Here is a 21874-nt window from a genome sequence, read left to right on the forward strand (position 1 = left end):
ATGACGATGGGGAAGAGGACAGGGGGCGGCCTGCTGCTGGCCCTGCTGCTGGCCGGTTGCGGTGGGTCGCCGGCGGAAACCGGGCCTGCCGTCATGGAGGATCCGGCATTCGAGACCGCGCAACAGCAATGGCGCATGCAGCGTTACACCGAGCTGACGGCCGCTGATGGCTGGACTGCGCTGGTCGGGCTGCATTGGCTCGAGCACAAGGCGCACTACATCGGCCACGGCCCGGGCAACGGCATCCGGCTGGCGGTAGGGCCGGACAAACTCGGCATGGTCCGCCGCCAGGGGGATGGCTGGACGTTCACGCCCGAGCACGGCGTGGCTGCGAGCATCGAAGGCGCGGCGTTGACCGGCCCTGTCGCCTTCCGTGGCGACCACGATGCTGCGCCGACGCGGATCACGTTCGATGATGGCAAGGGCCAGCTCAGCCTGATCCAGCGCGGCGGGCGTGCCGCGCTGCGGGTGAAGCATGCCGATGCGGCGTCGCGCCTTGGCTTCACCGGCCTGGAATACTGGCCCGGCGGCAGCGCCTGGCAGGTGCACGCTCGGTTCCTGCCGCATCCGCCGGGGCGCACCCTGCCCATCGTGGACATCACCGGCCTCACCACTGCCATGCCCAACGCGGGCGCGGTGGAGTTCGAACACGGCGGCCAGCACTATCGCATCGAAGCCATTGCCGAACCGGGGGCGCCGCTGTTCCTGATCTTCGCCGACCGTACCAGCGGCCACGGCAGCTATCCTGCCGGACGCTACCTGGATACCGCGGCACCCACGGCAGATGGCCATGTGATGGTGGACTTCAACCACGCCTACAATCCCCCCTGCGCCTTCACTCCGTTCGCGACCTGTCCCCTGGCACCACCGGAAAACCGGCTGGACCTGCGCGTGGAAGCGGGTGAGCGTGCTTATCACCCACCCAAGGAGAACGCGCCATGATGCGTGTCGTTTCGCGATGGACGCTGTCATCCCTGCTGTTGCTCGCCACCTGCTTGTGCGCGAGCGTGCACGCGGCGCCGGCAACCCCATCGCCGGCAGCAGGACAGGCCGCGCCGGAACCCCTGCTGTGGACGGTAAGCGGGGCCGGCGATGCGCGGCTGTACCTGCTGGGCTCGTTCCACCTGCTGAGCGCGGACGATTATCCGCTGGCGCCTGAAGCGGACCAGGCCTTCGACGCCGCGCGCCGGGTGGTGTTCGAATTGTCGGCCGAGGACATGGCCTCTCCGGACCTTGCCAGCAAGATGGTGCAGGCGGCGATGCGCACCGATGGCAGCGAACTGCGCCGCGACCTGGGCGACGCGACCTGGGCCCGGCTGCAGGACTATGCGACGAAAAATGCCTTGCCGCTGGCACAGATGCAGGGCCTCAAGCCCTGGTTCGTCGGCCTCAGCATCAGCATCGCGCAGATGCAGAAGATGGGCCTGGACCCGGAACTCGGGCTGGACAAGCACTTCATGGACCGGGCTTCCAAGGCCGGCAAGCCGGTGGTCGGGCTGGAGAACATCGACACCCAGATAGCGGTGCTGTCCGGCATGGGCGAGACCGAGCAGAAGCAGATGGTCGAAGAGGCCCTGGAGCAGGCCGACAAGGGCGATGCGGAGATCCGTGCACTGCACGACGCCTGGCGGCGTGGCGATGATGCGGTGATGTGGAACCGGATGGCAATGGAGATGAAGGCTGAGTATCCGCAGCTGTACCAGCGCATCAACAGCGACCGCAATGACGCCTGGTTGCCGAAGCTGGAAAGCTGGCTGCAGGCCGGGCAGGGCGGCACGCTGGTGGTGGTGGGCAGCCTGCACCTGCTGGGTAGCGATGGCGTGGTGGAGAAGCTGCGCGCCAAGGGCTACAAGGTGGAGCGGGTGCGCAGCAAGCGCTGAGTATCCGTGGGCCTGAAGCAGGAACGGCGCGCCCGATGGCGCGCCGTTCTGTTTTTCCCCGGCATGCATCGGCCATCGGCCGGGCGTGCGGCGGTTCCCGCTGGATCAGCGGCCACGGCCCTTGCTGCCGGTCGGGCCGGCAGTCTCGGTGGGCTTGCGCTCGCCGGCAGCAGGAGCGGGACGCGGAGCGCCGCCCATGCCCGCACCGGTTCCGGTACCGCCCGGGCGCGCGCCGAAGCCGCTGCCCATGTTGCGCTGGAACTCCTGCCACAGTTCGAGGTTGCGCTCGGTCAGCTGGTTCATCATCGCCCACGGCGTCTGGCCAAGCAAGTTGCCCATCTGCTGGCGGAACTGTTGCTGCTGGTCCAGGAACACCTGCATGCTGCGCTCCAGGTAGTTGCCCATGAAGCCTTGCAGGGAATCGCCATAGAACCGGATCAACTGGCTCAGCAGCTGGGTGGAGAGCATCGGCTCACCGTCCTGCTCCTGGTCGGCGATGATCTGCAGCAGCACCGAGCGGGTCAGGTCGTTGCCGCTCTTTGCGTCGCGGACCTCGAAATCTTCGCCGTCGAGGATCAGCTGGCGCACATCCTCTATCGTGATGTAGCTGGAGATCTCGGTGTCGTACAAACGGCGGTTGGGATACTTCTTGATGATGCGTGTAGCAGCCATGAAGCAAGCACTCGTCACAGTAGACGCGCAGCATGGCGCAGCGCAGCAGCTCTTGCAACGGCCATCGGACCTGGTGGTGGGCTTTTTGCCGCATTTCATGTTGCGCAGCAAGGCTTTCCATGCTGCGCAGCATTTTCCATGGCGGTCCAGTGGGCGCCATCGCCGCCGGGCCGGTGCCAACCCGCGCAGGCAGTGGCCGATGGCTCACCAGCCCATGTGGTGGCCGCCGTTGATGTCCAGGTTGCTGCCGGTGATCCAGGCGGCTTCATCGGCTACCAGGAAGGAGACGCCGTAAGCGATTTCTTCCGGCTTGCCCAGCCGTCCGGTGGGGATGTCGGCGATGATTTTCGCGCGCACTTCCTCCGGAACCGCCATGACCATGTCGGTGGCCACGTACCCGGGTGAAATCGTATTGACGGTGATGCCGAAACCAGCATTCTCGCGCGCCAGTGAGATGGTGAAACCGTGCATGCCGGCCTTGGCCGCGGCGTAGTTGGCCTGGCCATACTGGCCCTTCAGTCCATTGATGGAGCTGATCTGGATGACCCGGCCCCAGCCCCGGCGGCGCATGCCCTCGATCACCGGGCGGGTGACGTTGAACACTGAATTGAGGTTGGTGTTGATCACCTCGTGCCATTGTTCGGCGCGCATGCGGTGGAAGGTGGTGTCGCGGGTAATGCCGGCATTGTTGACCAGGATCTCGACCGGGCCGAGCTCGGCTTCCACCGCACGGATCATGGCCTCGGCGCTGTCCGGGCTGGCGACATCGCCGGGAACCAGGGTGATGGCATACCCGCGGGCGGCCATGGCCTGCTGCCAGGCCAGTGCCTTGGCGTGGTCGCGGTAGTTGGTGGCGACCTGGTGGCCCTGGTCGGCCAGGCGTTGGCAGATGGCGGTACCGATGCCGCCGGTGCCGCCGGTGACCAGTGCGACGCGTGAAGTCATGCTGCGCTTCCGAAAATCAGGAGGGAGGGCGTGATTCTGCAACATCGGCGCCCCGCGTGCGCTTCATGCGATGGAAATGTCATGTGCCGGCACGCGATGTGGCTGGAAGCTGTCTGCGGCACGTTGCAGCAGCTCCGCCTGGCTGGTGGCGGCATCGAGCGCACCGGGGGCCTGCCCGAGCCACTGCCAGGCCTGCTTCAGCATGGCGGTGGGGTCGCCTTCGTCCACCGGCAATGCCGCCGCTGACTTGGACAGTTTGTGGCCGCCGGCGTCGAGCAGCAGGGGCAGGTGCGCATAGGCCGGGGTAGGCAGCCGCAGCGCACGCTGCAGCAGGATCTGGCGCGCGCTCGAATCGAGCAGGTCGGCGCCACGCACGACCTCGGTGATGCCCTGTGCGGCATCGTCCACCACCACCGCCAGCTGGTAGGCCCAGCAACCGTCGGCACGGCGCAGCACGAAGTCGCCGACCTGGGCGTGCACGTCCTGGTGCTGGGGGCCGCGCAGCGCATCGATGAAATCGACCCGGCTGCCGGGTGCCACGCGCAGGCGTATCGCCGGGTCCGGGCGTGGCTGCCGTGCCACGCAATGCCGGTGGATGCCGCCGCTGCCCGCCAGGTCGCTGCGGCTGCAGTGGCAGACGAAGGCCAGGCCGTCGGCCAGCAGCAGGTCCAGTGCCTGCTGGTACGCCGCCTGGCGCTGGCTCTGCCACAGCACCGGTGCATCGCTGTGCAGGCCAAAACGTTCCAGCACCTGGAGCTGCGATTCGGCCGCGCCGGGCACCGTTCGTGGTGGGTCGACATCTTCGACCCGGACCAGCCACCGTCCGCCGCGCTGGCGTACGAACAGCCAGCTGGCGAAGGCAGCCAGCAGCGAGCCGGCGTGCAGCGGACCGGTGGGCGAGGGCGCGAAGCGGCCGCAATGAATGGGGGAAGTCATGCTGGCTGAATCGTCGGTCAGGTTGGCGCTTGAATTCAAGCTGAAGTCACCGCAGATTGAGCATCGACACCCATACCAGAGCTTACTTTCCCCATGTTCAGTCGCATTGCCCTGTTCCTTCTGACCAACCTTGCGGTGCTGGTGCTGGCGGGTATCGTAATGTCGGTGCTGGGGGTCAACCCCAACCAGATGAGTGGCCTGCTGGTCATGGCGGCAATCTTTGGTTTCGGTGGCTCGCTGGTTTCGCTGCTGCTGTCCAAATGGATGGCCAAGCGTTCCACCGGTGCAGTGGTCATCACCGAGCCGCGCAACGATACCGAACGCTGGCTGCTGCGCACGGTCCAGCGCCAGGCCCAGGCCGCTGGCATCGGCATGCCGGAAGTGGCGGTCTACGACGGCCCGGAGATCAATGCGTTCGCCACCGGTGCGAACCGCAACAACGCCCTGGTGGCGGTGTCCACCGGCCTGCTGCACAACATGAGCGAGGATGAAGCCGAGGCGGTGCTGGGCCACGAGATCGCCCACGTGGCCAACGGCGACATGATCACCATGGCCCTGCTGCAGGGCGTGCTGAATACCTTCGTGATCGTGTTGGCGCGCGTGGTCGGCGGAGTGATCGACAGCGCGATGTCGGGTAACCGCGAAGGCGGTGGCCGTGGCTTTGCGTACTACATCATCGTGTTCGTGCTGGAGATGGTGTTCGGTATTTTCGCCACGATGATCGCGATGTGGTTCTCGCGCCACCGCGAGTTCCGTGCCGACAGCGGCGGTGCGCAGCTGGCTGGCCGGCAGAAGATGATCGCCGCGCTGGAGCGCCTGAAGCTCAACCACGGCCAGAGCACCTTGCCGACCCAGGTGGCGGCATTCGGCATTGCCGGTGGCATCGGCCAGGGCATGCGCAAGCTGATGCTGAGCCATCCGCCGCTGGACGAGCGTATCGCCGCACTGCGTGCTTCGACGGTGGTGTAAGGCAGGTTGATCGAACGGGTCAAAAAGCCCCTGGCCATCTCCGTTCCACTACCCGTCGCTCTGTCCATGGCTCCCATGGACCTGTCGAAGTTTCTGCTCTTGCCATGAAGCGAAACGGCGCCCGCAGGCGCCGTTCGATCAACCCTGTCCCGCGACGGGAATCAGAACTTCGCGTCGAACTCGGCGGCATAGCCGGTGTTGACCAGCACCTTCTGCAGCGACTCGGCCACCTTGATGTTGCCGGCCACCACCTGGTGGTTCTCCGGGCCGCGGCTGTCCATGCGGCCCAGCGCCGCGCCCTTGTAATCGCACACCTTGCCGCCGGCTTCGCGCACCAGCAGGATGCCGGCCGCGATGTCCCAGGATTTCACGCCCGCTTCGAAGTAGGCATCGGCACGGCCACAGGCCACGTAGGCCAGGTCCAGCGCAGCCGAACCGGTGCGACGCACGTCCTCGGCCTGCACCAGCAGTGTATCGACCGTCTTCAGCTGTGCGCTGGCACGGGCACGCTCGCGCGGTGCGAAACCGGTGTGGATCATCGTGCCTTCCAGGTCCTTGCGGTCCGCCACGCGGATGCGGCGGTCATTGAACACCGCGCCGGCGCCGCGGCTGGCGGTGAACAGTTCATTGCGCAGCGGATCGAAAATGACCGCGTCGGTCGGCTCGCCGTTCTCCACCAGTGCGATGGACACGCAGTAGTGCGGGAAACCCCGCAGGTAGTTGCTGGTGCCGTCCAGCGGGTCGATCACCCACATGTGGCGGTTCGCGCCCTGCACGCCGCCTTCCTCGCCGATCACCCCATACTCCGGGTAGGCGCGCTTGAGTTCCTTGACGATGACCTTTTCCGCGTCCGCATCCACCTCGCTGGCGTAATCCATGCGCCCCTTCTGCACCACGTTGAGCGCCTCGAGCTTGTTGATGTTGCGCAACAATACGTTGCCGGCGAGGCGGGCGGCCTTGACCATGACGGTGACGGCGGGTTTCTGCATGGCGTGAGCTCCCGGGAGGGCAGAGGGGGGATTGGCGGGGGAAAAGAGCAGGCCCGGCGCAGTGGCCGGCTGCACAGTTTACCATTGCAGCCCGTCCAGCTCGACTATTTCGTTCATGTCCGATCCATCGCTAGCCGCTCGCATCCGTTTTGTCCTGGTCGGGACCCAGCACCCCGGCAACATGGGGGCCGCCGCCCGCGCGCTGAAGACCATGGGCCTGGCCCGCCTGGTGCTGGTGGCGCCGGAGAAACCACTGGACGAAGAGGCGTTCCGTCGTTCGGCCGGGGCCGAGGATGTCCTGGGCGATGCGCCGGTGGTGGCCACCCTGGCCGAAGCCGTGGCCGATTGCCGGCTGGTGCTGGGCTGTACGGCCCGCGCGCGTCGGGTACAGCTGGAAGAGCTGCTGCCCACGGCCGCCGCCGCCCGCGTGGCCGACAAGGCGGCCGAGGGGGCCGAGGTCGCGGTGGTGTTCGGGCGTGAGCGCACCGGCCTGACCAACGAGGAACTGCAGCTCTGCCATGCGGCCGTGCACATTCCCTCGGATCCCGCCTTCAGTTCGCTGAACCTGGCTGCCGCCGTGCAGGTACTGGCCTATGAAGTGCGCATGCGGCTGCTTGGAGACACTGCCGCACCGACGGTCGAACCGGGATTGCGCGAGCAGCCCGCCAGCCATGAACAGTTGGAGGGCTTCTTCGGCCAGTTGGGCGAGACGCTGGAGGAAATCGAGTTCCACAAGGGGCGCGCGCCGGAATCGGCGATGCGCAAGTTGCGCCGGCTGTTCCTGCGCAGCGAACCCAGCGAGCAGGAACTGCGCCTGCTGCGCGGCATCCTGGCTGATGCGCAGCGCATGGCACGGATAGCGCACGACGATAAGAAGTAGCCTGACGCAGTTCTCATTTTTTCGAGTAGTCTTCCCTTCACATCACAGGGGGCACGCCGTGGACGGTTGGCTGGGACGCATGCAGTGGGGGCTGCTGGGCCTGGCGTGCCTGCTGCTGGCGGGTGCGGCAGGCGCGGCGTCGGCGCCTGCCGGTACCGACGGCAACCATGTGCTGGTGCTGGGGCGGATCAGCGATGATCCCCGCGCCCATCATGGCCAATTGCAGCCATTGCTGGATTACGTGGTAGCGCAGATGCATGACGTCGGGATACGCGAGGGGCGCGTGCTGATGGCACGCGATGCGCAGCAGATGGCCAGCTATCTCCGGCGCGGACGCGTTGACTGGGTCACGGAGACCGCTGGCACTGCGGTTGCGCTGGGCCAGCGCGCTGATGCACGCCCGCTGCTGCTGACCGAGCGCAGCGGTGTCAGTGATTACCACAGCATCTTCTTCGTGCGCCGCGACAGCCCGGTGCAACGGCTCCAGGACCTGCGCGGACGTACCCTGGCGCTGCAGAACGTGGCGTCCACCAGCGCCTACCTGGTCCCGGCAATTACCCTGCTGGAGCAGGGGCTGGCACCGCAGATACTGCAATCCGCCGACGACATGCCGCCTGCCGGTGCGGTGGGCTACATCTTCGCGCGCAGCGAGCTGAACATCGCCACCTACGTGCACAAGGGCGTAGTCGATGCCGGCGTGGTCAGCAGCGTGGACTGGGATGACGAGCGCCGGGTGCCACTTTCGTTCAAGCGCGACCTGCGGGTCATCCTGCGTACCGAACCATTTCCGCGCGCAGTGGAACTGGTGCGTTCGGACCTGGATCCGCGCGTGCGCGACCGGTTGCAGCAGGTGTTGCTTGATGCCGCCCGGGACCCGCGCGCGCATGATGCGCTGGAACGGTTTTTTGGTACATCCGGCTTCCACCGCGTCGATGCGCGGATGCAGCGGCGACTGGATGGTTTGAAACGGAGCCTGGTGCGCGTGCGGATGGAAGTGGAATGAGGAGGCTGGGATCGGGCATGCAGGCGCGTTTCGTCCTGGCAATGGGCGGGGCGATCCTGGTGGTGGTGGCCATCCTGGGCGTGCTGTTGGGACGGCAGGCGGCAACGCAGCGCGAAGTCACCCGCCTCAGTGGCACGGTGATCCACGAACTGTTCGATCGCAGCACGCGCAGCCGTGGTGAAGCCATTGCGCGTGAGCTGGCGGACGCGCTGGTCAATCCGCTGTATTACAACGACCTGGAGCAGGTCGGCGCGCTGGTGCGGAACAGCGCGCGGCAGGACGCGGTGGGGTATGTACTGGTGTTCGATACCGAGGGCCGCCTGCTGCATGACGGCTCGGTGGAGGTGCCTGGGTATGGCCGGCCGATGACCGACCCGTTGGCGGCGGGCGCGGTGTCGGCCACGGGCGCGCGCGTCCAGGAGTCGCATGATGTGCTGGAAAACAGCCTGCCGATCATGCTCGGCAAGCAACGGCTGGGCGGGGTGCGGGTCGGCATGGCACTGGAGCAGGTGCAGGCCCTGGAAGCCCAGGCCAGCCAGGGCCTGGCGCAGCGACTGGAACAGGTCGGTACCCGCCACCTGGGCTGGTTGCTGCTGATGCTCGGCCTGTTGGCGGCCATTGGCGTGGTCGTCATCGTCTACGTGCAACGCATGTTGGTGACCCCCATCCGCGGCCTGGCGATGGCGGCGCGGCAGATCGAGGCCGGCGACTACCAGGTCCCGCTGCGCGAGAACGATCGTGACGACGAGGTGGGTGAGCTGGTGCGGGCCTTTGCACGGATGCGTGATGCGATCGCCCGCCACGACCGCGACGTGCGGCACATGGCATACACCGACGCGCTGACCGGCCTCACCAACCGGCTCGCCTTCCGTGAAGCACTGGATCATCGGTTGATGGCGGCACGTGCGTCCGGCCATCGCCTCGCCTTGCTGTTCGTCGACATCGATGATTTCAAACGGGTCAACGACACGCTGGGCCATGAGGCCGGTGACGAAGCCCTGCTCCAGTTCGTCCAGCGCATAAGCGACGCCGTCGCGCAGGCCGGTGGCGACGAGGCGTTGCTGGCGCGTTTCGGCGGCGATGAGTTCGTGATCCTGCTGGGCGAGGGCGATGCGGCAGTGCAGGCACGCGCGTTGGCCGATGTGCTGGTGCGCGAACTGGGCAAGCCGCTGATGGTGCAGGGCAGGGAGCTGTACATGGGCGCCTCGATTGGCGTGACGCTGTTCCCGGACGACGCTGCCGACGCGACGACGCTGTTGAAGAACGGTGACATCGCGATGTACCAGGCCAAGATGGCGGGCAAGAACTGTTACCGCTACTACAGCCGTGCCATGGACCACGCCGTGGAGCGTCGCGTGCACATGGAGCAGGAACTGCGGGGCGCCTGGGAACGTGGCGAGCTGCGGTTGGCCTACCAGCCGATCTTCCGCACCCGCGACCGGCGCCTGGTCGGTGCCGAAGCGCTGTTGCGCTGGCAGCATCCCGCCTTGGGGACGATTCCGCCGTCAGTCTTCATCGACGTCGCCGAGCAGAGTGGGCTGATCGAAGTGATCGGTCCGAAGGTATTGCGCGCAGCCTGCATGGAGGCGGCACAGTGGCCGCGCAGCGTGGACGGTGAAGGCTTGTTTGTATCGGTGAATGTGTCGCCGCGCCAGCTGCGCGGGGGAGAGCTGCCTAGCCTGGTCGCACAATGCCTGCTCGAATCGGGCCTGCCTGCGGCGCGGCTGCATCTGGAGCTGACCGAAACGGCGGTGATCGGCGATGAGCTGCTGGCGGCACAGCTGCTGGACAAGCTGCATCGAACCGGGGTGAAGGTATGGCTGGATGATTTCGGCACTGGCTTTTCCGGCCTGAGCCACTTGCGGCAGGTGCCGGTGGACGGGGTGAAGATCGACAAGAGCTTTGTTGCCGACATGCAGCGCGACCCGGACGACCTGGCGCTGACCACCGCGATCATCGCCATGGCCCACGCGCTGGGCATCACCGTGGTGGCCGAAGGCATCGAACAGCAGGCCCAGTTCGATCTGCTGTGCCAGCGCGGCTGCGACCTGGCCCAGGGCTACTGGCTGAGCCGCCCGGTCACCGCCACGACGATCGTGCAGATGATCGAAAAAGGGGACGGAGGGGATTAAGGCGCAATTGGCCGCCTTAGGCCCATTGCGCCTTAATCCCCTCCGTCCCCTTTTTACACCGGGCGCTTGCTGGGGTCGCCGGGCAGTTCGCGGACCAGCTTCGGTACCAGGTAGCCGGACAGGCGGGCGGTCAGGCCAGCCACCAGCGCCTTGGCACGGGCATCGTCGACCTCGAAGTGGGCGACCCCTTCCACCCGGTCCAACTGGTGCAGGTAGTAGGGCAGCACGCCGGCAGCGAAGCTGCGCTCGCTGAGATCCTGCAGCGCCTGCACGCTGTCGTTCACCCCGCGCAGCAGCACCGCCTGGTTCAACAGGTGTGCGCCCGTCGTACGCAGGCGGGCCATCGCGGTGTCGACATCGGCATCGAATTCGTTGGCATGGTTGGCATGCACCACGATTGCCAGCGGCCAAGGCAGGCCATCCAGCCAGGCCACCAGTTCATCGTCCACGCGTTCGGGCAGCACGATCGGCAGACGGCTGTGGATGCGCAGGCGGCGCAGGTGCGGGACCTGCCGCAGCGCATCGGTCAGTTCAGCCAGCTTGTGCGTGGCCAGCGACAGCGGATCGCCGCCGGACAGGATCACCTCATCGATGTCCGGGTCAGCGGCGATCGCCTGTACCGCCTCCTGCCATCCACCCTTGGCCGCATTCTCCGCGCCGTAATCGAAATGGCGACGGAAGCAGTACCGGCAGTTGATCGCGCAGCTGCCGGTTGCCACCAGCAAGGCGCGACCGCGATATTTCTGGATCACCCCGGTGGCCTTCTTCGCTGCGCCATCGCCAACCGCATCGAAGCTGAAACCTTCGACCTGGCGCATCTCCTCGTCGATCGGCAATACCTGGCGCAGCAGCGGATCCAGCGGGTCACCGTGGCGCATGCGTGCGACGAAACCTTCCGGTACGCGCAGCGCAAACTGCTGCAGCGCCGCGTCGGAGACGCCCAGCGCGGCCGGCTCCAGCCCCAGCCGTGCCAACAGCTCGCCCGGGTCGCGGATCGCCTGCCGCCAGATCTGCTGCCAGCGGGAGGCTGCAGGGCGCATTGGAACGGGCCGGGAAAGGGCGGAGAGCTGCATGGACAGGGGGCCTGCGGTTATCATGGGGGCATAAATCAGCGCCCACCGGCCTCCGGTGGGCTTTCCATTCTATCCGGCCCGCCGCACCCGCGGCGGATTTGCCAATCCAGGAGCGTGAGCATGGCCACTGCGGGCATGAACGATGTCAAGAACGGGATGAAGATCCTGGTCAACAATGAACCGGCGGTCATCTCGGAAACCGAGTTCATCAAGCCGGGCAAGGGCCAGGCTTTCACCCGCGTCAGGTACCGCTTCATCAAGTCCGGCCGCACGGTCGAAATGACCATGAAGGCGACCGATGACGTGGAAGTGGCCGACGTGGTCGACACCAACATGGATTACATGTACAGCGATGGCGAGTACTGGCACTTCATGGACCCGGAATCCTTCGAGCAGGTGCAGGCCGACAAGGCCGGCATGGGCGGCGCCGAGAAGTGGCTGAAGGGCGAGGAATCCTGCATCGTCACCCTGTGGAACGGCTCGCCGATCTTCGTGCAGCCGCCGAACTTCGTTGAACTGAAGATCACCGAAACCGACCCGGGCGTGCGTGGCGACACCTCCGGCGGTGGCGGCAAGCCGGCCACCCTGGAAACCGGTGCGGTGGTGCGCGTGCCGCTGTTCGTCAACCAGGATGAAATCATCAAGGTCGATACGCGTTCGGGCGAGTACTCCGCGCGCGTCAAATAAGGTTCCGGCCGCGGGCCGACCTTGTTGTAGAGCCGAGCCATGCCCGGCTTTACCTCCGGCCCCGGTGGCGCCGGAACGAAAAGCAGCCGAGCAGGGCTCGGCTCTACATGACCACGGTCCGTCCAGATGGATCGTGGTTTCAGCCCCCAGCCAGTGAGTCCGCATGAGCCCTACCGCAAGCAGTCCCGAAACCTGTGACCTGTTGATCGAAGCCGGCTACGTCGTCCCGATCGAACCGCATGCGGTGGTGCTGGAAGACCATGCCGTGGCCGTGCGCAACGGGGAGATCGTCGCGGTCCTGCCGCGCAACGAAGCGCGTGCGCGCTTCAGTGCTGCGCAGGTGGTCAGCCGTCCGGACGCGGCGTTGATGCCCGGCCTGGTCAATGCGCATACGCACAACCCGATGACCCTGCTGCGGGGCGTCGCCGACGACCTGCCGCTGATGGTGTGGCTGCAGCAGCACATCTGGCCGGTGGAAGCGGCGGTGATCGGGCCGGAGTTCGTCGCCGATGGCACCACCCTGGCCATCGCCGAGATGCTGCGCGGGGGAACCACCTGCGCCAACGAGAACTACTTTTTTTCCGACGTGCAGGCCGCCGTCTACAAAAAACACGGTTTCCGCGCGCTGGTCGGTGCGGTGATCATCGATTTCCCCACCGCCTGGGCCAGTAGCGATGACGAGTACTTCGCCAAGGCGGGCGAGCTGCATGACCAGTGGCGCAACGATCCGCTGATCGGTACGTCGTTTGCCCCGCACGCGCCCTACACGGTCAACGATGCCAACTTCGAACGGGTGCGCATGCTGTCCGACCAGCTGGACATGCAGGTGCACCTGCACACGCACGAAACGGCCCAGGAAATCAGCGATTCGATCCGGCTGCATGGCCAGCGCCCGCTGGCGCGGCTGGACCGGTTGGGGCTGGTCAATGACCGCCTGATCGCGGTGCACATGACCCAGTTGACCGAAGCGGAAATCCACCTGTGTGCCGAGCGTGGCGTCAGCGTGGTGCATTGTCCCGAATCCAACCTGAAGCTGGCTTCGGGCTTCTGCCCGGCCTGTGCCCTGCAGCGCGCGGGGGTGAACCTGGCGATCGGCACCGATGGCTGTGCCAGCAACAACGACCTGGACATGTTCAGCGAGAACCGCACCGCGGCCATCCTGGCCAAGGCCGTGGCCAACGACGCCACCGCGCTGGATGCCGCCACCACGCTGCGTGCAGCCACGCTCGGCGGCGCACGTGCGTTGGGCTTCGGCGAGCGGATTGGTTCGATCGAACCCGGCAAGCAGGCCGACCTGGCCTGCGTGGACCTGTCCGCGCTGGAAACCCAGCCGCTGCACAACGTGCTGTCGCAGCTGGTGTATGCCACCGGCCGCCAGCAGGTGACCGATGTCTGGATCGCCGGGCAACCGAAGCTGGTGCAGCGCGAGCTGGTCGACATGGACCTGCCGGGCATCGTCGCCAACGCGCGCCAGTGGCGCGAACGCATCCGCCACGTCCGTGCCTGACCCCACCGCGTGCGCCTTGGGCGTCGCAAGGAATCCGAAATGAACGCTCCGCACCTTTCCTCCAATTTCGACCAGGCCGAACTGGATAAATTCGCCGCGCTGGCGACGCGCTGGTGGGATGCCGACGGTCCGCAGAAGCCGTTGCATGCCCTGAACCCGGTGCGCCTGCAGTATGTCGCCGCGCGCGCTCCACTGCGTGGCCTGCGCGTGCTGGACATCGGTTGCGGTGGGGGCCTGCTGAGCGAAGCACTGGCCCAGGCCGGTGCGGAGGTGACCGCCATCGACCTGGCGCCGGAACTGGTCAAGGTGGCTCGCCTGCACGCGCTGGAAAGTGGTGTGACGGTCGATTACCGCGTGCAGGCGGCCGAAGACCTGGCTGACGAGCAGCCGGAAAGCTTCGACGTGGTGACCTGCATGGAAATGCTGGAGCACGTGCCCGACCCGGCAGCGATCATCGATGCCTGCAAGCGCCTGCTCAAGCCCGGCGGCCACCTGTTCCTGTCCACCATCAACCGCACCGCAGCGGCCTTTGCGGTGGCGATCGTCGGTGCCGAGTACGTGGCGCGGCTGCTGCCCAAGGGCACCCATCATTATCAGGAATTCATCAAGCCGGCCGAGCTGTCGCGCTGGCTGCGCGAGGCGGACCTGCAACTGGAAGATGTCAGCGGCATGGCCTACGAACCGTGGCGCAACCGCGCGCGGCTGGGCAGCCGAACCGACATCAACTACCTGGCCCACGCGACCAAGCCGTCGCAAAGCACGCCAGCATGACGCCGGCGCGGTTTCCGCGCGCGGTGCTGTTCGACCTGGATGGCACGCTGCTGGACAGCGCCCCGGACTTCGTTGCCACGCTCGATGCGATGCTGGTCGAGCGCGGCCGTGCGCCGGTCAATCCCGCGCAGCTGAGGCCCGTGGTATCCAAAGGCTCGCGGGCGATGCTGTCGGTCGCGTTCGCTGAACTGGAAGCGGTCGAGCGCGATGCGCTGATTCCCGAATTCCTGCAGCGTTACGAAGCATTGATTGGCCAGCACGCGGCGCTGTTCGACGGTGTCGCCGGCATGCTCGATGCGCTGGACGCGGCAGGTACCGTGTGGGGCATCGTCACCAACAAGCCCGAGTACCTGGCGCGGCTGATCGTGCCGCAGCATGGGTGGCAGCAACGCTGCGCGGTGCTGGTCGGCGGGGACACCCTGGCCGAACGCAAGCCGCACCCGTTGCCGCTGCTGCATGCCGCGCAGCGGATCGGCGTGGCAGCGGAGGACTGCGTCTACGTCGGCGATGACGAGCGTGACATCCTGGCTGCGCGTGCGGCAAACATGCCGTCAGTGGCCGCGTTGTGGGGCTATCGCCTGCATGGCGACGATCCGTTGACCTGGCAGGCCGACGTGCTGGTCGAGAACGCCGAACTCCTGCAACTGGCCGATCCCTGGCCGACCCGGCCGGCAGCCCCGGCCCAGCCGTAAGGAACAACATGTGAGCAGTACCGCGCTGGATAGTTTCCTCGACAAGTGGCGTAGCCGTTGGCCTGAATGGTCGGTGGCTGCCCCGTTCGTGGCCGAATCGCAACGCGAGCTCGCGGTGGCGTGGTTCGCGCTGTTGCAGGAATTCGACGACATGCTCAATACCGGCGGCGACCCGCTGCCGGCCGATGCCAAGCTGGCCTGGTGGGGCGAGGAACTGCGCAGTTGGGCCGGCCAGCGCTCGCGACATCCACTGGGCCGTGTGCTGGAGCCGATCCGCGCGCCGTGGGCGCAGTTGGCCGAGGCGTTGCCGGATCTGGTCGAGGCACGCACGGCTGCGCTGGATGCGGCCAACGCCGAACGCGCGCTGGCCAACTACGCCGGGGCGGTTGCCGCAGTGGAAGCCGCGTTGTTCCTGGATACGCCAGGCAAGGACACGCCGCGCAAAGGCGCGGCGCGCGCGGTGCTGCTGCAGACCCTGGCCCAGCGCCTGCATGAAACCGGCGTGGCGGGGATCCCGCGCAGCCTGCTGGAGGAGGACGCTGGTTCTGCCGCCCAGGATTGGGCGCGGCAGTTGCTGAAAGGGTGGGGCACGCGCGTGCCGGGTCCGCGCGCACGTCGCGTGTGGTCGAGCCTGGCGCGTGCGCGTCTGGCGGCGCAGGCCGCAGGCAAGCCGGTCGAGGCGACGCCGGTGCGCACGCTGTTGCGCGTGTGGTGGGCGGCGCGCGGCTGAGCCCGTAGGCCGCTGCGCTCGCCGGGCATGGCCCGGCGCTACCCTTCGGGGTGCTGGATTTCGCCGGGCATGGGCCGGTGTTGGCGTTCGCGGTGGCTGGGTTCCGCCGGGCATGGCCCGGCGTTGGCGTTCGCGGTGCTTGGGTTCCGCCGGACATGGTCCGGTGGTGGCGTTCGCGGTGCTGGATTCTGCGGGGCATGGCCCGGTGTTGGCGTTCGCGGTGTCTGGGTTCTGCGGGGCATGGCCCGGTGTTGGCGTTCGCGGTGCTTCGATTCCGCCGGGCATGGTCCGGTGTTGGCGTTCGCGGTGCCTGGGTTCCGCCGGGCATGGGCCGGTGGTGGCGTTCGCGGTGCTTGGATTCCGCCGGGCATGGCCCGGCGCTACGGTGCGCGGTGCTTGGGTAGCGCCGGGCCATGCCCGGCGAACGCGTGGTCGCGTTACTTCCGCTCCAGTACCAGCAACGGATCGATGCGGGTATCGAACCAGTTCATGCCCCAGTGCAGGTGCGGGCCGGTGGTACGGCCGGTGGCGCCGACGGCGGCGATCACCTGGCCCTGCTCGACGCGGTCGCCGACCTTCACGTCGATGCGTGACAGGTGCAGGAAGTTCGAGCTGACGCCGAAGCCGTGGTCGACCAGCAGGGTACCGCCGGTCAGGTACAGGTCCGGACCGGCGAAGGTGACCACGCCGGCGGCCGGTGCCTTCACCGGGGTACCGGTCGGCACCGCGATGTCCATGCCGGAATGGCCGGCACCCGGCTGGCCGTTGTACACGCGTGCGTTGCCGAAGCGGCCGCTGATGCGGCCCTGCACCGGCCAGATGAAGGCCTGCGCGAAATCGGCGCGGTCGTCGTCGCGTGCTCGGGCGGCAGTCACCTGCGCCTGTTCGCGCTTGATCCGCGCGGCGATGGCTGGCGGTGGATTGACCGTCTTCGGCGGCACGCCGTTGACACGCTCGGTTGGCCAGTCGCGCGGGGTGACCGCGATGGTTGCGGTCTCGCCGCTGCCATCCGGGCGTTGTACCTGTACGCGCAGCGGCCCCTTTTCATCGCGCCCGATGCCGAACACCACGCTGCCGTAACCGCTCACGCGCAACTGGCGGCCGGCGTACTGCACGCTGCTGCCGGCCGGCACCTTGCCGATCACCATCGCACCCTGCGAGGCGCTGGATGGGAAAACAATGCGGGCATCGGTTGCCTGTGCAGCCACCGGCGCAGCCGGCAGCGCAAGCAAGGCGGGCAGGACGCCGGCCAAGGCCAGCGCAACGACTGCCGGCCGCATCAGCGATCGAACGCCAGGCGCTGGCCGTTGGCGGCACCGACGACCTGGCTGCCGTCCCAGGCCAGTTGGCCATTGATCCAGGTCGAAGCGATGCGCGAGTGGAAGGTGGTGCCTTCGAACGGCGACCAGCCGCACTTGGACAGCACGTCTTCGCGCTTGACCGTGAACGGCTTGTCTTCCACCAGCACCAGGTCGGCCCAGTAGCCTTCGCGGAGGTAGCCACGCTCGGCCACGTCGAACAGCTGTGCCGGGGCGTGGGCGAATTTCTGCACCACCTGGGTGATGTCCAGCTTGCCTTCATGCACCAGTTCCAGCGCGGCGTTCAGCGCGTACTGCACCAGCGGCAGGCCGGAAGGGGCCTGTGCATAGGGCTTCTGCTTTTCTTCCCAGGTGTGCGGGGCGTGGTCGGTGGCCAGTACATCGATGATGTCCTCCACCAGCGCCCGCGTCAGTGCCTCGCGGTCGGCTACGTCCTTGATCGCCGGGTTGCACTTGATCAGGTTGCCCAGCCGTGCGTAATCGGTGCGGTCGAAGCGCAGGAAGTGGATGCAGGTTTCGGCGGTGATCTGCTTGCGGCTGCCGTCGGCACGGATCAGCGGGCCACGCTCGAACAGCGCCAGTTCATCGGCGGTGGAGATGTGCAGCACGTGCAGGCGGGTGCCGTGTTTCCTCGCCAGCGACACCGCCAGCTGCGAGGACTTCAGGCAGGCCTCGCGCGAGCGGATGTCAGGGTGCTGTTCAGCGCTGAGGTTGTCGCCGTACTGGGCCTGGTACTGCTTCATCAGCGCGTCGATCATCGGTGTGTCTTCGCAATGGGTGATGATCGGCGTCGGCGCATCACGGAAGATCGCATCCAGCGTTTCCGGGTTGTCGACCAGCATGTTGCCGGTGGAGGCGCCCATGAACACCTTGATGCCCGGCGCGGTCTTCGGGTCCAGCCGCTGGATGTGTTCCAGGTTGTCGTTGCTGGCGCCCATGTAGAAGCCGTAGTTGGCGCGCGCGCGGCCGGCGGCGGCATCGTACTTGGCCTGCAGCGCCTCGGCGTTGAGCGTAGGTGGATTGGTGTTGGGCATGTCCATGAACGTGGTCAGGCCACCGGCAACCGCCGCCGCGGACTCGGTGGCGATGTCGCCCTTCTGGGTCAGCCCGGGTTCGCGGAAGTGCACCTGGTCGTCGATCATGCCCGGCAGCAGCCAGCGTCCGGCGGCATCCACCACCTGTTCGCCGTCGCGCGCGGCCAGGCCGCTGTCGATGCGTGCGATGCGGCCATTCTCGATGCGCAGGTCGGCATCGAGGACGCGGCCTTCGTTGACCAGGCGGGCGTTGGTGATCAGGATCGATGGCATGTCAGTGGTTTCCTTTGCAGCGGCAGGCGGACGCGTCGGTGCGCTCGGGGACCGGATCGAATCCGCCGGGATGGAAGGGATGGCAGCGGCCGAGGCGGCGTGCGGCAAGCCAGCTGCCGCGCAGCGGGCCGTGGCTGGCGATGGCCTGCATGGCGTATTCCGAACAACTGGGGACGAAGCGGCAACGCGGCCCAAGCAGCGGGCTGATGAAGCGCTTGTAGAAGCGCAGCAGGGCGATGAGCAGTTGTGAGATCACGCGTTCATAGTAGAGCGTGCTGGCCTGCTTTGGGGTGAATCAGGACGACAGGGCAGGCATGCGGTCGTCGTGGCCCTGCCCATTCATCGGTGCCGCCCTCCCGGGCATGGTTGGCAGCGGCGCGCATTTGTCGCAGGATGGGCCGTTGGCTGCCGCATGCGTTATGCGTGGCAGCCATGCCGGCGGGATGTCCGCTGGCCAGGTTCCGTGCCGCGCAGGTGGTCGCGCGTGTCCGGTGCTCCGTCCAGCCGGACGTCGTGGGCTGTACGGGCGCTCTGTCACGCGGTTGCTGCTGCCGGTCGGGTAGGCTATAAAGGCCCGCTTTCCCGGGCCCCGGGGAATCCAAGGAAGAGCGTTTCGTGGCTGCTAAAAAAACTGCAAAGAAGGCCGTCAAGGCCGCCAAGAAGACCGCCAGCCCTGTTGCGAAGAAGACGGCGGCCAAGACTGTTGCGAAGAAGCCGGCCAAGCCGGTGGTCAAGACAGCGAGCAAGCAATCAACGGCCAGGAAGGCCACGGCAAAGAAATCTCCGGTGGCGAAGGCGCCGGCAAAGAAGGCACCGGCCAAGGTGGTGAAGGTTGCCGGCAAGCCGGCCAAGGTTGCCAAGGTTGCCAAGGCAGCGCCGAAGCCGGCCAAGGCCATCAAGAAGCCGGCCAGCAAGGTCGTCGCTGCCACCCGGCCCGCTGCGGCCAAAAAGGCCGTGGCCAAGCCGGCACCGGCGAAGAAAGTTTCCACGGTCGCGAAGGCGGCCAAGGCCGCCAAGCCGGTTTCCGGCAAGGTGTCCGCGAGCAAGCCGCAGGCCCGTCCTGCGGTGAAGAAGTCCGCCCCGGCCAAGCCGGCAGTCGGCAAGGCCGCCAGCAGGCCGGCGACCCGGCCGGCGGCGGCGCCCGTAGTGAAGTCCGTACCGAAGTCGGCTACGCCGGCTCCGGCCAAGTCTGTCCCGGCCAGCAAAACGGCTGCCAAGGCACCTGAAAAGGCTGCCACGGCGACCGCCAAACCGGCCCCGCAAATCAAGAATCCCGTGCCCGTTTCGAAATCGTCCGCGAAAACCCCTGTGAAACCCGATGCCGCCCCGAAGATCGCAACCCGCCCGGTGGGCAAGGTTGCCGTGGCAGTGACCGCACGCTCGTCCGCTCCGGCGCCACGCAGCAAGTACAAGGTGGTCGAGTACAAGACCGACGAGGCCACCGGCCGCCCGATCCTGCCCGCCGGCTACAAGCCCGGTGCGGAAGAGGAATACATGAGCCCGCTGCAGCAGGAGTACTTCCGCCAGCGCCTGCAGAACTGGCGGGCCGACCTGGTGGAGGAATCCAAACAGACCATCGAGAACCTGCGCGAGGAAGTGCGTGACATCGGCGATGAAGCCGAACGTGCGACCCGCGAGACCGAGAACTCGCTGGAACTGCGTACCCGTGATCGTTACCGCAAGCTGATCGGCAAGATCGACAGCACGCTCAAGCGCCTGGAAGGAGGCGACTACGGTTACTGCGTGGATACCGGCGAAGAGATTGGCCTGGACCGCCTGGAAGCACGCCTCACCGCAGAACGCACCATCGACGCGCAGGAGCGTTGGGAGCACCTGCAGAAGCAGCAGGGCGACTGACCTGCCTCGGCGGCGACCGCACTGAAGAAGCCCGGCCTTGGCCGGGCTTTTTTTGCCATGGGGCCTGGTGCTTTCCGCGCACCGGGAAGCGTCCGCTCCTCAGCGCAGCCGCACTGTCACCTCGCCATGGTGTGGCACGTCCACCGCCACCGGGTCGCTTTCCAGGTCATCGTCGCCGCGGGTGGCGTTGCCGGTGCGCGACAGACGCGCGACGACTTCAACGCGCGCCTGTGCCGACAACGGCGCGGTCGGCATCGGGCTGTCCGCGTCGTCCAGCTCTACCGTCTCCGGCAACGCGGACAGCGGGAAACGCTTCACGGCGACCGGCATCGGGGTGCCACCGACGGCGCGTGCCAGCACGAACAACGCCGTACCGTCGGGCCACTGCGAAACATCGAATCCGGCCGGCAGGACGATGCGCACTTTCAACGGGGACGTGTCCTTGTCCGCAGGAGAGGGGGCCTGTTCCCCTGCGGCCGCGCGTGCGATCGAAAGCTGCTCCTGCAGCGCGGTCGCCGCACCGCCTTGCAGCCGGGGCAGCAAGGCCGACCACACCTGCACCGCTTCAGCGTCGCGCCCGCGCTGCCGCAGCGCGATGCCCATCAGCCATGCGGCGCGCTCGGCATCAGGCTGCACCGCCATCGCATGCCGCAGCCACTGCAGGGCGGTGTCATCGAAACGCTTGCCTGCATCGGCCTGCGCACGCGCCTGGGCGGCTTCGACCAGCACGCCGGCATCGTCCGGTGCCAGCGCCGCCGCGCGCGCGAATGCATCGGCAGCACCGTCGGCCTGGCCCAGTTCGCTGCGCGAACGTCCCAGCAGCACCCAGCCGTCGGCGCGTTGCGGATCGCGCTGCAACGATTGTTCAAGTGCCTGCACGCCCTGGCGCAGGTCGGCCAGGGTCGGCGTCGCGGCAGCCTCCCGCGCGGCGCGCGGATCGCCGACCAGCAGGTACAGGCTGGCGGCCACCACGCCGACGCTGAGGCAGGCGGCGGTGAAGCCTGCACGCCCGCGGGTGCGCAGCGGCCACAGCACGCCCAGTGCCAGCAACACCCCGCACAGGCCGGCCAGCAGGGAAAGCCCGAGCGTCACCAGCCGTCTCCACGTGCATCATCGACGGCCACCGCTTGCCCGCGACGGCGGACCAGGCGCCACAGCAACAGGGCCCCGGCGAGCAGGAACAGCAGCGGACCACCCCACAACAGCCAGGTTCCCGGCTGCAGCGGCGGCTGGTACAGCACGAACTCGCCATAGCGCTGCACCAGGAAACCCTTGATCTGCGCATCGTCGTGGCCCTGCTGCAGCAGCACCAGCACTTCCCGTCGCAGGTCCTGCGCGATCTGCGCATTGGAATCGGCCAGTGACTGGTTCTGGCACTGCACGCAGCGCAGCTGCGCTGCCAGGGCATGGAAGCGGGCTTCCTCGGCGGCGTCGGTGAACTGCAGCGGGCGCGCATCGTGTACTGGCTGCTGCGCACGTGCGACGCTGCAGAACAGCGAAGCCACCAGCATCACTGCCATCAGCA

General features: G+C 67.2%; 22 protein-coding genes. 12 read left to right on the forward strand and 10 right to left on the reverse strand.

The genetic code is table 11. From position 1 onward, the window contains the following. Positions 1 to 6 precede the first annotated feature (6 nt). Positions 7 to 942: a DUF1684 domain-containing protein gene (locus H4O11_RS12060; protein ID WP_182339669.1), complete on the forward strand. Its 936-nt coding sequence runs from the start codon at positions 7 to 9 to the stop codon at positions 940 to 942. Continuing rightward, complete coding sequence (locus tag H4O11_RS12065; protein WP_182339734.1) at positions 942 to 1880, forward strand: TraB/GumN family protein; 939 nt, start codon at positions 942 to 944, stop codon at positions 1878 to 1880. The genes H4O11_RS12060 and H4O11_RS12065 overlap by 1 nt, the downstream gene beginning before the upstream one ends. Before the next feature lie 105 nt (positions 1881 to 1985). Here H4O11_RS12065 and phaR read toward each other — a convergent pair whose 3' ends face one another. From phaR to gluQRS, 3 genes are all read right to left on the reverse strand, one after another. Further along, positions 1986 to 2552 (reverse strand): polyhydroxyalkanoate synthesis repressor PhaR, encoded by a 567-nt coding sequence (gene phaR / locus H4O11_RS12070; RefSeq protein WP_246333446.1) that lies wholly within the window; start codon positions 2550 to 2552, stop codon positions 1986 to 1988. Between the two features lie 204 nt (positions 2553 to 2756). Next, positions 2757 to 3497: an acetoacetyl-CoA reductase gene (gene phbB / locus H4O11_RS12075; RefSeq protein ID WP_182339670.1), complete on the reverse strand. Its 741-nt coding sequence runs from the start codon at positions 3495 to 3497 to the stop codon at positions 2757 to 2759. 63 nt (positions 3498 to 3560) lie between these two features. Next, the gene (gluQRS, locus tag H4O11_RS12080; RefSeq protein ID WP_182339671.1) at positions 3561 to 4433 is read right to left on the reverse strand and encodes a tRNA glutamyl-Q(34) synthetase GluQRS; all 873 of its coding nucleotides are present in this window, start codon (positions 4431 to 4433) and stop codon (positions 3561 to 3563) included. Between the two features lie 93 nt (positions 4434 to 4526). Here gluQRS and htpX point away from each other — a divergent pair, with 93 nt between their 5' ends. Next, entirely contained in the window at positions 4527 to 5402 is an 876-nt protein-coding gene (gene htpX, locus H4O11_RS12085) for a protease HtpX (RefSeq protein ID WP_182339672.1), read from the forward strand. A gap of 161 nt (positions 5403 to 5563) precedes the next feature. On the opposite strand, the gene H4O11_RS12090 is transcribed toward htpX, so the two are convergent. Beyond that, on the reverse strand, positions 5564 to 6391 hold the full coding sequence (locus H4O11_RS12090) for an inositol monophosphatase family protein (protein WP_182339673.1): 828 nt from the start codon (positions 6389 to 6391) through the stop codon (positions 5564 to 5566). 115 nt (positions 6392 to 6506) lie between these two features. Between H4O11_RS12090 and H4O11_RS12095 the strand changes: the two genes are divergently transcribed. From H4O11_RS12095 to H4O11_RS12105, 3 genes are all read left to right on the forward strand, one after another. After that, positions 6507 to 7271: an RNA methyltransferase gene (locus H4O11_RS12095; protein WP_182339674.1), complete on the forward strand. Its 765-nt coding sequence runs from the start codon at positions 6507 to 6509 to the stop codon at positions 7269 to 7271. A gap of 79 nt (positions 7272 to 7350) precedes the next feature. Next, positions 7351 to 8274, forward strand: a complete 924-nt coding sequence (locus H4O11_RS12100) for a phosphate/phosphite/phosphonate ABC transporter substrate-binding protein (RefSeq protein WP_182339735.1) — start codon at positions 7351 to 7353, stop codon at positions 8272 to 8274. Beyond that, positions 8271 to 10406 carry a putative bifunctional diguanylate cyclase/phosphodiesterase gene (locus tag H4O11_RS12105; protein WP_182339675.1) on the forward strand — a complete coding sequence of 712 codons (2136 nt, stop codon included), beginning with the start codon at positions 8271 to 8273 and terminating at the stop codon, positions 10404 to 10406. Before H4O11_RS12100 ends, H4O11_RS12105 begins: the two co-directional genes overlap by 4 nt. Before the next feature lie 53 nt (positions 10407 to 10459). Here H4O11_RS12105 and epmB read toward each other — a convergent pair whose 3' ends face one another. Further along, on the reverse strand, positions 10460 to 11479 hold the full coding sequence (gene epmB / locus H4O11_RS12110) for an EF-P beta-lysylation protein EpmB (protein WP_182339676.1): 1020 nt from the start codon (positions 11477 to 11479) through the stop codon (positions 10460 to 10462). A 120-nt stretch (positions 11480 to 11599) separates the two neighbouring features. Here epmB and efp point away from each other — a divergent pair, with 120 nt between their 5' ends. The 5 genes from efp (at position 11600) to H4O11_RS12135 (ending at position 15866) form a co-directional block, all read left to right on the forward strand. Beyond that, a complete protein-coding gene (gene efp / locus H4O11_RS12115; protein WP_182339677.1) occupies positions 11600 to 12166 on the forward strand; it encodes an elongation factor P in 567 nt (188 codons plus the stop codon). A 163-nt stretch (positions 12167 to 12329) separates the two neighbouring features. Beyond that, positions 12330 to 13673, forward strand: a complete 1344-nt coding sequence (locus H4O11_RS12120; protein WP_182339678.1) for a TRZ/ATZ family hydrolase — start codon at positions 12330 to 12332, stop codon at positions 13671 to 13673. A 39-nt stretch (positions 13674 to 13712) separates the two neighbouring features. Further along, on the forward strand, positions 13713 to 14444 hold the full coding sequence (gene ubiG / locus H4O11_RS12125; RefSeq protein ID WP_182339679.1) for a bifunctional 2-polyprenyl-6-hydroxyphenol methylase/3-demethylubiquinol 3-O-methyltransferase UbiG: 732 nt from the start codon (positions 13713 to 13715) through the stop codon (positions 14442 to 14444). Then, a complete protein-coding gene (locus H4O11_RS12130; protein ID WP_182339680.1) occupies positions 14441 to 15136 on the forward strand; it encodes a phosphoglycolate phosphatase in 696 nt (231 codons plus the stop codon). Before ubiG ends, H4O11_RS12130 begins: the two co-directional genes overlap by 4 nt. A gap of 10 nt (positions 15137 to 15146) precedes the next feature. Beyond that, positions 15147 to 15866, forward strand: a complete 720-nt coding sequence (locus H4O11_RS12135) for a squalene/phytoene synthase family protein (protein WP_182339681.1) — start codon at positions 15147 to 15149, stop codon at positions 15864 to 15866. Positions 15867 to 16303: 437 nt separating this feature from the next. Here the strand turns inward: H4O11_RS12135 and H4O11_RS12140 are convergent, their stop codons facing one another. Genes H4O11_RS12140 through yidD form a run of 3 tightly spaced genes read right to left on the reverse strand, consistent with a single transcriptional unit; the run spans position 16304 to position 18748 of the window. Continuing rightward, on the reverse strand, positions 16304 to 17146 hold the full coding sequence (locus H4O11_RS12140) for a M23 family metallopeptidase (protein ID WP_182339682.1): 843 nt from the start codon (positions 17144 to 17146) through the stop codon (positions 16304 to 16306). Next, positions 17146 to 18492, reverse strand: coding sequence for a dihydroorotase (locus H4O11_RS12145; RefSeq protein ID WP_182339683.1), 1347 nt, complete (start codon positions 18490 to 18492; stop codon positions 17146 to 17148). The genes H4O11_RS12140 and H4O11_RS12145 overlap by 1 nt, the downstream gene beginning before the upstream one ends. 1 nt (position 18493) lies before the next feature. Then, positions 18494 to 18748: a membrane protein insertion efficiency factor YidD gene (gene yidD, locus H4O11_RS12150; protein ID WP_182339684.1), complete on the reverse strand. Its 255-nt coding sequence runs from the start codon at positions 18746 to 18748 to the stop codon at positions 18494 to 18496. A gap of 359 nt (positions 18749 to 19107) precedes the next feature. Here yidD and dksA point away from each other — a divergent pair, with 359 nt between their 5' ends. Further along, positions 19108 to 20349: an RNA polymerase-binding protein DksA gene (gene dksA / locus H4O11_RS12155; RefSeq protein ID WP_182339685.1), complete on the forward strand. Its 1242-nt coding sequence runs from the start codon at positions 19108 to 19110 to the stop codon at positions 20347 to 20349. A 99-nt stretch (positions 20350 to 20448) separates the two neighbouring features. On the opposite strand, the gene H4O11_RS12160 is transcribed toward dksA, so the two are convergent. Together H4O11_RS12160 and H4O11_RS12165 are read right to left on the reverse strand one after the other, a co-directional pair. After that, on the reverse strand, positions 20449 to 21441 hold the full coding sequence (locus H4O11_RS12160; protein ID WP_343042823.1) for a tetratricopeptide repeat protein: 993 nt from the start codon (positions 21439 to 21441) through the stop codon (positions 20449 to 20451). Then, on the reverse strand, positions 21438 to 21869 hold the full coding sequence (locus tag H4O11_RS12165) for a cytochrome c-type biogenesis protein (protein ID WP_246333447.1): 432 nt from the start codon (positions 21867 to 21869) through the stop codon (positions 21438 to 21440). Before H4O11_RS12165 ends, H4O11_RS12160 begins: the two co-directional genes overlap by 4 nt. Between the last annotated feature and the right edge of the window lie 5 nt (positions 21870 to 21874).

The organism is Stenotrophomonas tumulicola, from assembly GCF_014117215.1.
Classification (GTDB): domain Bacteria; phylum Pseudomonadota; class Gammaproteobacteria; order Xanthomonadales; family Xanthomonadaceae; genus Stenotrophomonas; species Stenotrophomonas tumulicola.

Coding starts and splice junctions, on each gene's coding strand:
- H4O11_RS12140 (WP_182339682.1), bottom strand. CDS start 17,146: ATGCGGCCGGCAGTCGTTGCGCTGGCCTTGGCCGGCGTCCTGCCCGCC.
- H4O11_RS12060 (WP_182339669.1), top strand. CDS start 7: ATGGGGAAGAGGACAGGGGGCGGCCTGCTGCTGGCCCTGCTGCTGGCC.
- H4O11_RS12145 (WP_182339683.1), bottom strand. CDS start 18,492: ATGCCATCGATCCTGATCACCAACGCCCGCCTGGTCAACGAAGGCCGC.
- H4O11_RS12165 (WP_246333447.1), bottom strand. CDS start 21,869: ATGGCAGTGATGCTGGTGGCTTCGCTGTTCTGCAGCGTCGCACGTGCG.
- H4O11_RS12065 (WP_182339734.1), top strand. CDS start 942: ATGCGTGTCGTTTCGCGATGGACGCTGTCATCCCTGCTGTTGCTCGCC.
- H4O11_RS12130 (WP_182339680.1), top strand. CDS start 14,441: ATGACGCCGGCGCGGTTTCCGCGCGCGGTGCTGTTCGACCTGGATGGC.
- efp (WP_182339677.1), top strand. CDS start 11,600: ATGGCCACTGCGGGCATGAACGATGTCAAGAACGGGATGAAGATCCTG.
- H4O11_RS12120 (WP_182339678.1), top strand. CDS start 12,330: ATGAGCCCTACCGCAAGCAGTCCCGAAACCTGTGACCTGTTGATCGAA.
- H4O11_RS12105 (WP_182339675.1), top strand. CDS start 8,271: ATGAGGAGGCTGGGATCGGGCATGCAGGCGCGTTTCGTCCTGGCAATG.
- H4O11_RS12090 (WP_182339673.1), bottom strand. CDS start 6,391: ATGCAGAAACCCGCCGTCACCGTCATGGTCAAGGCCGCCCGCCTCGCC.
- phaR (WP_246333446.1), bottom strand. CDS start 2,552: ATGGCTGCTACACGCATCATCAAGAAGTATCCCAACCGCCGTTTGTAC.
- H4O11_RS12095 (WP_182339674.1), top strand. CDS start 6,507: ATGTCCGATCCATCGCTAGCCGCTCGCATCCGTTTTGTCCTGGTCGGG.
- H4O11_RS12100 (WP_182339735.1), top strand. CDS start 7,351: ATGCAGTGGGGGCTGCTGGGCCTGGCGTGCCTGCTGCTGGCGGGTGCG.
- gluQRS (WP_182339671.1), bottom strand. CDS start 4,433: ATGACTTCCCCCATTCATTGCGGCCGCTTCGCGCCCTCGCCCACCGGT.
- epmB (WP_182339676.1), bottom strand. CDS start 11,479: ATGCAGCTCTCCGCCCTTTCCCGGCCCGTTCCAATGCGCCCTGCAGCC.
- htpX (WP_182339672.1), top strand. CDS start 4,527: ATGTTCAGTCGCATTGCCCTGTTCCTTCTGACCAACCTTGCGGTGCTG.
- ubiG (WP_182339679.1), top strand. CDS start 13,713: ATGAACGCTCCGCACCTTTCCTCCAATTTCGACCAGGCCGAACTGGAT.
- phbB (WP_182339670.1), bottom strand. CDS start 3,497: ATGACTTCACGCGTCGCACTGGTCACCGGCGGCACCGGCGGCATCGGT.